Source organism: Planococcus sp. 107-1, from assembly GCF_021513255.1.
Taxonomy (GTDB): Bacteria; Bacillota; Bacilli; order Bacillales_A; family Planococcaceae; genus Planococcus.
The window spans coordinates 2,818,060-2,830,747 of sequence record NZ_CP090977.1 but is presented as its reverse complement, the minus strand read 5'-3'; the positions used below and the strand labels follow the sequence as shown (position 1 = coordinate 2,830,747).

At 44.8% G+C, this 12,688-nt stretch carries 9 protein-coding genes and 2 pseudogenes; 9 read left to right on the top strand and 2 right to left on the bottom strand.

Annotation, left to right across the window (positions count from 1 at the left end):
- Nucleotides 1-435: 435 nt before the first annotated feature.
- Nucleotides 436-1,296, bottom strand: a complete 861-nt coding sequence (locus tag L0M13_RS14595; protein ID WP_235197180.1) for a MerR family transcriptional regulator — start codon at nt 1,294-1,296, stop codon at nt 436-438.
- A 251-nt stretch (nt 1,297-1,547) separates the two neighbouring features.
- Between L0M13_RS14595 and L0M13_RS14590 the strand changes: the two are divergent.
- The 3 genes and pseudogenes from L0M13_RS14590 (at nt 1,548) to L0M13_RS14580 (ending at nt 5,432) form a co-directional block, all read left to right on the top strand.
- Nucleotides 1,548-3,028, top strand: a pseudogene (locus tag L0M13_RS14590) (aldehyde dehydrogenase family protein).
- A 20-nt stretch (nt 3,029-3,048) separates the two neighbouring features.
- Complete coding sequence (locus L0M13_RS14585) at nt 3,049-4,215, top strand: saccharopine dehydrogenase family protein (RefSeq protein WP_235197179.1); 1,167 nt, start codon at nt 3,049-3,051, stop codon at nt 4,213-4,215.
- Nucleotides 4,216-4,237: 22 nt separating this feature from the next.
- Nucleotides 4,238-5,432: pseudogene (locus L0M13_RS14580) on the top strand (acyl-CoA dehydrogenase family protein).
- 31 nt (nt 5,433-5,463) lie between these two features.
- On the opposite strand, the gene L0M13_RS14575 reads toward L0M13_RS14580, so the two are convergent.
- Nucleotides 5,464-6,375, bottom strand: a complete 912-nt coding sequence (locus L0M13_RS14575) for a diacylglycerol/lipid kinase family protein (protein ID WP_235197178.1) — start codon at nt 6,373-6,375, stop codon at nt 5,464-5,466.
- A gap of 196 nt (nt 6,376-6,571) precedes the next feature.
- Between L0M13_RS14575 and L0M13_RS14570 the strand changes: the two genes are divergently transcribed.
- The 6 genes from L0M13_RS14570 to L0M13_RS14545 all read left to right on the top strand — a co-directional run bounded on the left by L0M13_RS14570 (nt 6,572) and on the right by L0M13_RS14545 (nt 12,548).
- Complete coding sequence (locus tag L0M13_RS14570) at nt 6,572-6,955, top strand: alanine--tRNA ligase-related protein (protein WP_235197177.1); 384 nt, start codon at nt 6,572-6,574, stop codon at nt 6,953-6,955.
- Nucleotides 6,940-7,794 carry an alanine--tRNA ligase gene (locus L0M13_RS14565; RefSeq protein WP_235197176.1) on the top strand — a complete coding sequence of 285 codons (855 nt, stop codon included), beginning with the start codon at nt 6,940-6,942 and terminating at the stop codon, nt 7,792-7,794. Before L0M13_RS14570 ends, L0M13_RS14565 begins: the two co-directional genes overlap by 16 nt.
- A 25-nt stretch (nt 7,795-7,819) precedes the next feature.
- A complete protein-coding gene (locus L0M13_RS14560) occupies nt 7,820-9,964 on the top strand; it encodes a beta-propeller domain-containing protein (protein WP_235197175.1) in 2,145 nt (714 codons plus the stop codon).
- Between the two features lie 101 nt (nt 9,965-10,065).
- Entirely contained in the window at nt 10,066-11,205 is a 1,140-nt protein-coding gene (locus tag L0M13_RS14555) for a zinc-dependent alcohol dehydrogenase (RefSeq protein WP_235197174.1), read from the top strand.
- A gap of 107 nt (nt 11,206-11,312) precedes the next feature.
- Nucleotides 11,313-12,068 (top strand): threonine/serine exporter family protein, encoded by a 756-nt coding sequence (locus tag L0M13_RS14550; protein WP_235197173.1) that lies wholly within the window; start codon nt 11,313-11,315, stop codon nt 12,066-12,068.
- Nucleotides 12,069-12,080: 12 nt separating this feature from the next.
- Nucleotides 12,081-12,548: a threonine/serine exporter family protein gene (locus tag L0M13_RS14545; RefSeq protein WP_235197172.1), complete on the top strand. Its 468-nt coding sequence runs from the start codon at nt 12,081-12,083 to the stop codon at nt 12,546-12,548.
- Nucleotides 12,549-12,688 lie beyond the last annotated feature (140 nt).

Sequence of the window (12,688 nt, the reverse complement as noted above, 5' to 3'; positions counted from 1 at the left end):
GAAAGGCATAAGGCGAACTGGCGAAGCGGCGTTTTTTCAGCCGCCCAGCCAGATTGACTTATGACCCGAGAATCTGGCTGTTGGAGTCTAGACAATAAGAAAAGCGGAAGCGCCCGGTAAGCCCCGACAAGCTTAAGGCGACCGGCGGCGGAAATCCTGATTTCCAGAGCTGGGTGGCTTAAGACCTCGAGGGGTTGGGCGCTGGAGTCTGGACAATAAGAAAAGCGGAAACAGCCGCTTAGATTCGAATCGAGTTGTTAATATCAGGAAAATAAGAAAAACGCTGCCGAAATCCGGCAGCGTTTTTTTCTGTTTTATTGTTCTTGTTCTTCCGCACAGTCAAAGCAAATCAGTTCACCGTCAACATAAACCCCATCAAGAAATCCGTCCCGGCAATAGATGTCTTTGCCACAGCTGCTGCATGGCCCGATTAACTCACGCATCTTGCAAAATGGAAGCGTAAACGTACATCGCTTCTTTCAAATAGTTTGCCAATCCTTGTCCATGCTGATCAATATTATTAGCGAAACGGCTATCAGCTGCATAAAGGTCGGCAAGGCCACGGAACATTTTAGGCGTGCAATCATAGAAGCGGTTCAGCAAAGTGAAATAAGCATGCATTTCTTTCTGTACTTCCGCCGCTTTCGGAGAAAGGTGCATCAAACTTGCAACTGATTGATAGATGCGATTTCCTTCCCGGTTGATTTCTTCCAAATCTTCTTCTTCCTTTTCGGGTTGAGGCTCTTCAATGGAATTTGTTTCTTCAATAAACTCTTCAAGTTCTACTGGCGAGTTTACAAATGGCGTAAGCTCTTCAGCGCTAACTTCAATTATTTCATCGTCCGTTACAGTAGAATCGGCAATTGGCTTCGCATCAAGTTCAGTTGCAGCCAGTTTATATTTTTTGATGTCATCGTCTGTTTTTTTGATGGAAAAAGCTGCAAAGCGATCTGCATTAGCCAAAGGTTCTGCTCCTGCATTCTCAAGCAAAGTTTGCTCAGCGCTGCTGATCAAGCTTTCAATCCGCTCTTTTTTCTTTCTCAACAAATCAATATGTGTGGTCAATGCGTAAGTAGTGTCGAACCCTTCAGCAACGATTTCCTGGATTTTTTTCAATGAGAATCCAATTTCTTTGAAAAATAAAATATGCTGGAGCAAACGCAAATCTGCATCATTATAATAGCGGTAACGATTAGAACCAATATTCGATGGTTTCAACAATCCAATGCTGTCGTAATGGTGAAGTGTGCGAACACTGACACCAGCAATTTTTGCCACTTCCTGTACTTTGTACATATGATCACCTCTTCTTCTAGATTAGACTATGACGCACCGTTAGTGTCAATAGATTTCGAGCAATTTCATAGAAATGGCTATTTGTTCACATCAAAATGTCCAAACGCTTATGAAAAGCAGGGCTATTCACATAACAGTAAAATAAAAGAAAATTTTGAATTTTAGCTGTAAAGGGGTAGGATTCTCCTGTACCTTATGAAATAATGATAATGAAAGCGGTTACATATATTTGCAGCGGAGGGGATATGAATATGAAATTGGTTAACTTTATCAATGGAAAATGGCAAGATCCACAAAATGCGAAATTTACGCCTGTATTAAATCCAGCGACAGGTGAGGAGTTAGCGCAGGTTCAGATGTCCACAAAAGCCGAAGTAGATGAAGCGGCTAAAGCGGCAAAGCTGGCGCAAAAAACATGGGCTAAGGTTCCTGCTCCTAAAAGAGCAGATTATTTATACGAAATTGGCCGTTTGATGAAAGAAAGAAAAGAACATCTGGCGCAAGTGCTCACCAAAGAGATGGGCAAGGTAATCGAAGAAGGACGCGGAGAAGTGCAAGAAGGAATTGATATGGCCTATTATATGGCAGGTGAGGGCCGGCGGATGTTTGGTGAAACCACGCCATCAGAGCTAGCCGATAAATTCGCGATGAGTGTTCGTGCCCCAATCGGCGTTGTGGGTCTCATTACTCCTTGGAATTTCCCTGTAGCCATTGCCACATGGAAATCTTTTCCTGCCATCGTCGGAGGAAATACGTTCTTATGGAAGCCCGCTACTGAAACGCCAATGATGGCTTATGAAATGGCGAAGATTTTTGAGGAAGTCGGACTTCCGGAAGGGGTTGCCAATATTGTCTTTGGCGCAGGTTCCGAGGTTGGTACGGCAATGATCGAACATCCGGATATTCGGGTTATTTCATTTACCGGGTCTACGGATACAGGGCGGCAAGTAGCAGAAATGGGCGGACGCCATCTGAAGAAAGTGTCTCTAGAAATGGGTGGAAAGAACGCCGTGATTGTTATGGAAGATGCAGACCTTGATCTGGCAGTTGAAGGGATATTGTGGAGTGCTTTCGGAACTGCTGGCCAGCGATGCACGGCCTGCAGCAGGGTGATTGTCCATAAAGATGCAAAAGAAGAACTGCAAAAACGTCTTTTGGAAAAAATGGAAACATTGACGATTGGTGATGGAATAGATGAATCCGTAAAAGTAGGGCCGGTGATCAATCAAAAAGCGTTGGAGAAAATCCATTCTTATGTAGAAATCGGGCAACAGGAAGGGGCAACGCTGCTTGTCGGAGGAGAAACGCTAAAAGGCGGGACTTACGATAAAGGGAACTATTACGCACCGACATTGTTTACAGGCGTGACGCCTGAAATGCGCATCGCCCAAGAAGAAATTTTCGGACCGGTCGTTTCCATAATTGAAGTTGATGGATTCGATGAAGCGATCGAAGTGAATAACGGCGTTATTTACGGGCTGTCCAGTTCCATTTATACGGCAGATGTCAATCGGGTCTTTAAAGCGCAGCGTGACCTGGATACGGGCATCGTCTACATTAACGCAGGGACAACCGGCGCTGAAATCCACTTGCCGTTCGGAGGCACGAAAGGAACAGGCAATGGCCACCGCGATTCGGGGGTCGCAGCTCTAGACGTGTTTACGGAATGGAAGAGCATCTATGTCGACTACAGCGGAAATTGCAGCGTGCACAAATTGATAATGATATCTGAATCCGGAAAGGGGAATGACGATGAAAATCGCAGTATTGGGTGCAGGGTTGATGGGGAAACAAGCAGCAGGAGATTTGATTGCCAATGAAAAAGTGGAAAAAGTGTATTTAGCTGATTTGAATGTAGCGCAGGCTGATTTGTTCGTTGAACATTTAGGCAGCGCGAAACTCGAAGCTATTTATCTTGATGCTAATGATGATGAGGCTCTGAAAGCTGTCATTTCGAAAGCGGATGTCGTCATCAATGCGCTGTTTTATACGTTTAATGAAAAAGTCGCGCGCTTGGCAATCGAATGTGGTGTGCATTCAGTCGATTTAGGCGGACATATTGGCGGCGCAACAGACGCAGTGCTAAGTATGCACGAAGAAGCGGAAAACAAAGGTGTGACACTGATTCCGGATTTAGGCGTAGCTCCCGGAATGATTAATATCCTGAGTGGATACGGGGCAAGCAAACTTGACCAAGTTCAAGACATCAAGTTGTATGTAGGTGGAATACCGGTAGATCCGGAACCGCCGCTTGAATACAATCATGTTTTTTCACTGGATGGCGTATTTGACCATTATACCGATCCTTCTCACGTCATTCGCCGTGGCGAACTGCTGGAAGTGGATTCATTATCTGAAATCGAACATATCGAATTTGAAGGTTTTGGCGAACTCGAAGCATTCCACACTTCCGGAGGAACTTCGACATTGACCGAAACTTTTGAAGACGTTGAAACATTGGAATACAAGACGCTTCGCTATAAAGGGCATGCAGAAAAATTCAAACTCCTCGTCGACTTAGGATTTACGGATCGTGATAAAACCGTTACCATTGCCGGAAACCAAATCAAGTTGAGAGATGTATTAAGGGAAGTCCTCACGCCGATTACAGAGCTTGGCGATAAACAGGATGCCGTGCTTCTACGGGTTCTGGTTTCCGGGCTGAAAAATGAGGAAACATTGACGTTTGAATACACAATGATTACGGTAAGAGATCAAGAAACAGGCGTGACGGCAATGGCTCGCGCTACTGCCTATACGATTTCAGCAGTTGCCCAGATGATCGGAGAGGGGATTATCGACAGAAAAGGTTCTTATCCGCCAGAACTTATTGTTCCGGGGGCTGAATACATCGAGGAAATGGCAAAGCGCGGTGTGGAAATCAAAGAAACGGTTCATCGTTCAGCTTATCAAAGCTGACGTATGGAAGGAGAGGGCTTTTGTGGATTTCGATTTTTCATCCGAACAAGTGTTATTGCGGCAAACCGTCCGAAAGTTTGTTGATGATGAAATTTTACCCCATATCGCTGAATGGGATACAGGCGGCGCATTCGATCCGGCAATTTGGAAGCGGCTTGCAGATCTTGGGCTGATGGGCGTATGCATCCCGGAAAAATACGGCGGCAGCGGAATGGATTATAATTCGCTGGCGATCGTTTGTGAAGAGCTTGAACGGGGAGATACTGCTTTCCGTACTGCAGTTTCTGTCCACACCGGCTTGAATTCCATGTCCCTTCTCCAATGGGGGACTGAAGAACAAAAAGAGCAGTTTTTGGTTCCACAGGCAAAAGGTGAAAAGATTGGGGCATTCGGTTTGACTGAGCCGGGAGGCGGGGTCGGACGTTTCAGCGCTTTCGACTACTGCTAAACGCGAAGGCGATGAATATGTCTTAAATGGCCAAAAAACCTGGATTTCTTTATGTGATGTGGCCGATCATTTTATCGTTTTCGCATATACCGATAAATCATTGAAGCATAAAGGAATCAGCGCTTTTATCGTCGAGCGTTCAAGAGAAGGGTTTTCATCAAAAGCGATCAAGGGAAAATACGGTATACGCTCGGGCAATACAGGGGAACTTTTCTTTGAAGATGTGCGAATTCCTGTCGGCAACCGCCTTGGCGAAGAAGGGGAAGGTTTTAAAATTGCCATGGCTTCATTGGATAATGGCCGCTTTACCGTCGCGGCAGGAGCTTGCGGCTTATTGATGGCATGCATTGAAGAAAGCGTGAAGTATTGCCAGTCGCGTTCGACATTCGGCAAGCCGATTGGTGAACATCAATTGGTCCAGCAAATGATTGCTAAAATGGAAGCTGGTTTTCAGATGAGCCGCTTACTCGTCTACAGAGCGGGTGAAATGAAGAACAAAGGAATCCGGAATACGCGAGAGACTTCACTCGCTAAGTGGCAGGCTTGTGATTTTGCCAATCAGGCAGCTGATGATGCTGTGCAGATCCATGGCGCATACGGCTATTCGGATGAATACCCGGTTGCTCGGTTCCTGCGAAATTCAAAAGCTCCGGTAATTTATGAAGGAACGCGTGAAATCCATACCTTAATGCAAGCGGATTACGTGCTCGGAAAGCGCGAAGACCGAAAACTGAATCAGATGCTGCCAGCTTGGCCATTTGAAGATTGAAAAAACCGGCCACTCGAATGGCCGGTTTTTCTTAAAATGCTTGTTCCTGCACTTTGGGGACAAGCATTTTTATATTTTGAGGCTGAATCTTTATTTCTAAAGGAGTTTTGAGATAAATCTCCCCGTCTGTATCCACATCCATATCCGTCTCTGTTTTGAGAACAATATCTTTCCCTTTGAAATGGGTGATATGCTCCAGTTCATCTGCAGTAATATCGGGTTGAGAAAGCGAGAACCATTCACGAATTGCTGCAATGGAGGATGTTTGAATGACAAAGATATCGAGCAGTCCATCTGTTGGATCGATCTCGGCTAAAGGAAACGCATGGGTGCCGATGGATTTACCATTCATGACTAAAACGAGAACTGCATTTTCGCTGTAGTGGATACCGTCAATTTCCAAATTGACTACAAAACTTTCAGCTTGTCTCATCATTTGCAAGGCACTCATGAAATAGCTAAGTTTTCCATAGCGTTCTTTTAAATTTGGATCAATATTCGATGAAGCGTCAGTGATCAAGCCGATGCCCGCAAAATTCAAAAACGAATGATTGTTGGCTAAAGCGATATCCACGTTCTTAATTTCCCCATCAGCTAAAGCTTGCGCAGCTTCATCAAGTGCAAGTGGAATATCCAATGTGCGCGCAAAGTCATTGCATGTCCCTCCAGGCAAAATTCCCAAAATCGGCGCATTTTCGAGATAGCAGAGGGCCTGGACAGCAGAATGTACAGTGCCGTCGCCGCCTGCGACGAAAAGCACATCGGCAGAATCTGCATGCCTGATGCAGGCTTCTTCAAATTCTTCTTTTGTTTCAGTTTGGACTAAGATCAGATTCTTGGATGCTTTAGCAAGTGGGCCGATAACCAACGGCAAAATTTCCTGGTTCGTGGACGCTCCAGCCGCCCCGTTATACAATAAAACCGAACGTTCAAATCTCGGCATTTCGTTTCCTCCTAATTGGCTTCCTGATATAGTGATGACAGAATGGAAGTTATCAGCTGATTACTAGGTAACATCCTTTAATGGAAAAGCGGATTGCCGCAATGATTACATACTGTCTTTATAGAATGTTTTCCACTAACCAGGAAATCATAAACTCAAGCCTCTGTATTCAATTCAATGGAAAGAAGGAATTCAAATGACTGAAAAACTATATTATCAGGACCCGGAAATGAAAAAGGCAATTGTAAGAGTGAATAGGAATGGCCAAAACAGTGTTGGCTTTTATGCAGTTCTGGACCAGACCTGCTTTTATCCTGAAGGCGGCGGCCAGCCTGCAGACACAGGCAGAATCGGAGAAGTTCAAGTAACGAATGTCCAAACCCTAGACGGAGAAATTCTCCATTACACCGAGTCCCCAGTTCCACCCGGCCAGTACGAAGCTGAAATTGATTGGAAAAGAAGATTTGACCATATGCAGCAGCATGCTGGGCAACATGTACTGAGTGCGATTTTTGATGATTTCCATCAGATGAAAACAACCAGTTTTCATCTTGGGGAAGAGCGGTGTCCATTGATTTGAATACGCCTTCCATTGATGCGGTGACTCTTGAGGCAGTTGAAAAGAAAGCGAATGATGTGATTCGCCGGCATCTGCCAATTGAAACCGAGTGGGTGACACAAGAGCAGTCCCAAGGAATGAACTTGCGGAAACCGCCCGCTGTGGAGGGCGATATCCGATTAGTGTCTATCGATGGAGTGGATTTGAATGCATGTGGAGGAACCCATCCGAAAAACACAGCGGATATCGGACTGATTAAAATTATTAGCAATGAAAAAGCAAAAGGCGGAACGAGAATTTACTTTTTATGCGGATATCGGGCAATGGATTATTTCCGGCTATTGGCCGCTACAACGGACGAATTGGTCAAACAGATGAATGCACCGGTTGCGGAATTAGGAAATGCGGCCTCGGAATTATTAAAAGAAAAAGCGGCAAACGAGAAAAAGATGAAGGAGCTGCAGCAACAGCTCCTTGAAAAAGAAGCCGAAAGCTTGGCTTCTGAAACCGGAACAGTTATCGAACAAATTTTTCATGGACGTCCCATCAAAGAAATTCAGCAACTGGCCCGTCTGGTTAGTGCACAAAATCCAGACGCCTATCTCTTATTCATTTCTATAGACGGAGAAGATGTCCGTTTTGTCGGTGCAAAAGGAGAGAATGCGGAAGGCAATATGAAAGGAATTTTACCTGAGTTATTGGCGTTGACGGATGGGAAAGGCGGAGGAAACGCGGATTTGTGCAAGGCGGCGGTAAATCCGCAGAATCCCCGCAAGTGTTTATGGAGACATTCCGAAAGGCTCTCAAAATTAAATAAAGAATTTTGTAACTTTTTTACCGAACTTCTGTCTAATGGATAAAGGCGGATGAAAGGGCGGGGTTAAGATGAAGAAAAGGAGTGCGTGGTTAATCGCAGCAGCGGCAGTTGCGATTATTGGATTGGCTGTCGCTTTTATGATGGATAAAGTGACAGTCAGTGCCTCTTCGATTGCTTTGGCTGACCAAGGATGGAAGGCGAATTTTTCTTCGCCGCTGAATCCGGATGCGATTGAAAAAGGTGATTTGTACTTGACGGATTCGAGTGGAGAGCCGGTCGATGCAGAAATGACGCTTCTTAAAAATGGCAAGACGATTGAAATTCCTTTGCTGGCAACAGGAGAATACAAGCTCCATATCAAAAAAACTGCGGTTAGAGGAAGCTTATTAAAGAGTTTGGCTCTGTCAGAAATTTCTTTTGTCGTGCAGGAAGAATTGAAGAACCTTTCAAATGAAGATGAATTGAAAGCGTATTTTGCCCGGTTGCTTGAATTGCAGCAACAAAGTGATGGAAGTACTACTAGCGGTGCAACTGACTCCATGGCTACCGAAGAATCCAGCTCGTCAGATGCTGCCGGCGGCGAGAGCGGGGATTTTTCATCTACGAACAATCAAGTAGAAGGGGTAGATGAGGCAGATCTTGTGAAAACGGACGGTTCTTTCGTTTATTCAATCAGCGATTCATCAGTAGTGATATCGGATGTCAGAAATCCGGCAGAAATGAGCGTAGCAGCCAAACTCCTGTTTAAGAAGGATATGTATCCCCAGCAATTGTTTTTGTCCGAAAACACGCTTGTCGTATTGGGGAGTCAGTATTCCGTTTTGCCGACCGAAGGCAAAATCAATGATTATCAACCACATATCGGCCTGACTTCTGTCTATCTGTATGATATTGAAAATCCCGCATCTCCGCAGTTGATTCGTGAATTCGGAACTGAAGGCAACCTGAACGGCGCGCGGTTGACAGGAGCGATGCTGTATTTTGTAACGAATGTCTATCCGGATTATTGGATCATGGAAGAGCAGAAAGATCCGGAATTGCGTCCTCACCATTACGATTCCAATAATGGTGAGGAATTGCAGCCATTGCCTTATGAAAATTTATCCATCCTTCCAGGGACGATGGAAGGCAATTACAGTCTCATAACCGCGATTGATTTAACGGACCCAACCGAAAACTCTATTTCAACCGAAGGCTATTTGGGCGGAAGTGAACAGATGTACATGAATGCCGAAAATCTCTATATTACGGCTTCCGTTTATATGCCGATCGATGAAGCAGAACAAGACGATGGCCCGGATATGTCCGTATGGCAGCCTCAATCAGCCAATACGGAAATCTTCAAATTTCATCTAGAAGGAGAAAGCGTGGAATTTGTTGCTTCCAATGAAGTTGCAGGAACGTTGCTGAATCAATTTTCAATGGATGAGTACAATGGCTATTTCCGGGTGGTCACGACGGAAGGATTTGCCTGGGATGAGGCAGCACCTTCTAAAAATCACTTATTCGTATTGGACGGAGGCATGAAGCAAATTGGATCTGTAGAGGATTTGGCACAAGGGGAACGAATCTACTCGGCCCGTTTCATGGGAGATAAAGCGTATATGGTCACATTTAAAGAAACGGATCCTTTATTCGTCATTGATGTATCAGCCCCGTCTTCACCTAAAGTGCTAGGAGAATTGAAAATTCCTGGATTTTCAAACTATCTTCACCCCTTGGATGAAAATCATTTAATTGGCTTCGGCTATGACACAAAACTCGAACCGGTCAAAGGCGAAGAGCCGAGAGTTGTAACCGGCGGCATGAAGATTTCTTTATTCGACGTCAGCGACTTCAGCAATCCGTTGGAAAAAGATACGGAAATCATTGGCGGTCCGGGAACGTATTCGCCCTTGCAATACGACCATAAAGCCTTATTTACCCATACAGCATCGAATCTTTACGGCTTCCCGGTTGCAGCGTATACAGAAGGCGAAAACGACTCTATTCGATACCAAGGTTCGGGAGCCATGCTCTTTACCATCACACCAGAAGGAATTGAAAAAGCGGCCGATTTGATAAAAGATTCTACGATGCAATATGAAGATTGGGAAACGAGCGTCCAACGACTTCTTTATGTTGATGACAGCTTGTACACAATCGCGAATAGTGAAATCACTAGCTACGGGTTGAATGATTTCAAACTGATCCAAACTTTAAGCTACAAATAAGCGGCACGGGGAAGAAAAGATCTTCCCCGTGCTTTTTTTGACGTTTTTTTTTATTCGAAATAGGGAAGAAGTGAAGTATTCTGAAAAATGGAGGGATATGGATGAAAGCAGTAACGTTTCAAGGCGTCAAGGATATGAGAGTCAAGAATGTGAAAGACCCGGAGCTTTTGAAAAAAGACGATATCATTGTGAAAATCACTTCTACAGCGATTTGCGGTTCGGATTTGCATATGTACCAAGGAGCATTGCCTGCCAGAAAAGATTACGTCATCGGACACGAACCGATGGGGATTGTTGAAGAAGTCGGACCTGAAGTCACGAAAGTGAAAAAAGGCGACCGCATTGTTCTGCCATTTAACGTAAGTTGCGGGCAGTGCCATTATTGCACCCATGACATGGAAAGCCAATGTGATAATTCTAACGGCAATCCGCATTTCGATACAGGCGGCTATTTCGGCTTTACAGAACGCTACGGGGATTATCAAGGCGGACAAGCTGAGTACTTGCGAGTTCCTTATGGAAACTTCCTGCCATTCGTCATTCCGGAATCTTCAGAGTTAGAAGATGAATCTGTCTTGTTCTTGTCGGATGTATTGCCGACAGCTTGGTGGAGTGTTGAACATTCAGGCGTTAAACCAGGCGATACAGTAGTCGTACTTGGCTGCGGACCGATTGGTTTAATGACTCAAAAATTCGCGTGGATGAAAGGCGCGAAGCGTGTTATTGCCGTGGATGAAATTCCATATCGCATGCAAAAGGCGAAAGAAATGAACAACGTAGAAGTTTTCGACTTTTCGCAGCACGATAATATGGGTGCTTATATCCATGAAATTACAAGTGGTGGAGCCCATGTCGTGATTGATTGTGTCGGAATGGATGGGAAGAAGTCACCGGCAGAAGCAGTCCAGCAGAAATTGAAATTGCAAGGCGGTACGTTAAGTGCGATTGATATCGCAAAAGATGCAGTAAGCAAATTCGGTACGATTCAATTGACTGGCGTTTATGGCTTAAATTATAATATGTTCCCGCTTGGCAATATTTTCGAGCGTAATGTTACGATGAAAATGGGACAAGCACCAGTCGTTCACTTAATGCCAATGCTTTACGAGAAAATTGAGAACGGGGAATTTGATCCTCGAGAAATCATTTCTCATATTATGCCGCTTGAAAAAGCGAGCGAAGCTTATCAGATTTTCAATGACCACACAGATGATTGCACAAAAGTTATTTTGAAACCTTAAAAGTGAATAATGGGAATACAAAGTATAAACGCCTCTGGCTTAAGAGGCGTTTATATTTTTGCGTTAATGCGTTATGATGAATTGTGAAATGTAAGGAGGGAAAGCATGTGGCTGAAATTGGAGAAACAAGGCGCGAGCTTGCCCTGGATTGTTTTTTATTGGCTGGTAAGATTTTGATGGAAAACGGTGCAGAAACTTACCGTGTGGAAGACACGATGATCCGGATGGCAATTTCACAAAAGATGACACATTCGCATTGTTTTGTTACACCAACGGGGATCATGTTTTCGCCAACGGAAGAAATGGCTACCCGTTTTGTCCGCATCAATGACCGGCAAACAGACTTGGAGCGGGTGGCATTAGTCAACGCTGTTTCGCGTCGGTTGGTGGCTGGAGAATATACCTTGCAAAAAGCTTATGAAGAATTGCAAGTGATCGATCAGACAAATTATAAATTTCATATATGGCTGCAAATCCTTGCGGCTGCCATGGCAAGCGGCTGTTTTCTCATATTGCTTGGCGGCAGCTGGAGCGATTTGCCATTCGCTTTTGTATTTGGAGGAACGGGTTTTATCATAGTTGAAACGATTTTAATCCAAACCCGTGTCAAGTTCTTTGCGGAATTTATCGGAGCATTGGCAATCGGAATTCTCGCGTTGCTCGCGGTCTATTCGGGCTATGGAACTGATCTCGATACCATCATTATCGGCTCAATCATGCCGCTGGTGCCAGGGCTATTGATCACGAATGCCGTCCGCGATTTGATGGCCGGCCATTTTGTTTCGGGGCTTTCAAAAGGAGCGGAAGCTTTTCTGACGGCTTTTGCGATAGGTGCCGGAATTGCTTTGGTGCTGTCATTTTAAAGGAGGGATTGGATGAATTGGCCATTAGAAGCGTTTCTTAGTTTTTTAGCAGCAGGCTCATTTGGCGTTATTTTCAATACACCTCGAAAAACTTTGCTCAGCTGCGGGCTGGTGGGTATGACCGGATGGCTGATTTACCGGAGCTATGTATTGGTGTTGGACGATACCACGCAAGCATCTTTTGCCGGAGCTTTTGGGGTGGCGTTAGTTGCCCACTTATTGGCTAAAAAGTTCAAGATGCCGATGATCATTTTCAGTGTTGCGGGCATCATTCCGTTAGTTCCAGGAAGCAAAGCTTATAATGCAATGCGTAATATTGTAGAGAATAATTACTTGGAAGCCATCACTTACGCTTCTGAAGCTTTGATGATTTCAGGTGCGGTCGCAATGGGACTGGTATTTGCAGAAGTCTTGATGCAGCTCTTTTTCAAGCGGCAAGCGAAACGCATCCAAAGAAAAATCGGCATGACCCAAAACTGATGTTTTGGACATGCCGATTTTTTATAGTTATAGGTGTTTTGGAAGTGGAATGTGGCCGCTTCCGCTTTTCGATGTCCAGCTGCGGTGCCTAGCTTCTCGAGGTCTTAAGTCAGCCCACTACGGAATTCAGGATTTCCTTC

Coding starts and splice junctions, on each gene's coding strand:
- L0M13_RS14570 (WP_235197177.1), top strand. CDS start 6,572: ATGACTGAAAAACTATATTATCAGGACCCGGAAATGAAAAAGGCAATT.
- L0M13_RS14560 (WP_235197175.1), top strand. CDS start 7,820: ATGAAGAAAAGGAGTGCGTGGTTAATCGCAGCAGCGGCAGTTGCGATT.
- L0M13_RS14575 (WP_235197178.1), bottom strand. CDS start 6,375: ATGCCGAGATTTGAACGTTCGGTTTTATTGTATAACGGGGCGGCTGGA.
- L0M13_RS14545 (WP_235197172.1), top strand. CDS start 12,081: ATGAATTGGCCATTAGAAGCGTTTCTTAGTTTTTTAGCAGCAGGCTCA.
- L0M13_RS14585 (WP_235197179.1), top strand. CDS start 3,049: ATGAAAATCGCAGTATTGGGTGCAGGGTTGATGGGGAAACAAGCAGCA.
- L0M13_RS14595 (WP_235197180.1), bottom strand. CDS start 1,296: ATGTACAAAGTACAGGAAGTGGCAAAAATTGCTGGTGTCAGTGTTCGC.
- L0M13_RS14555 (WP_235197174.1), top strand. CDS start 10,066: ATGAAAGCAGTAACGTTTCAAGGCGTCAAGGATATGAGAGTCAAGAAT.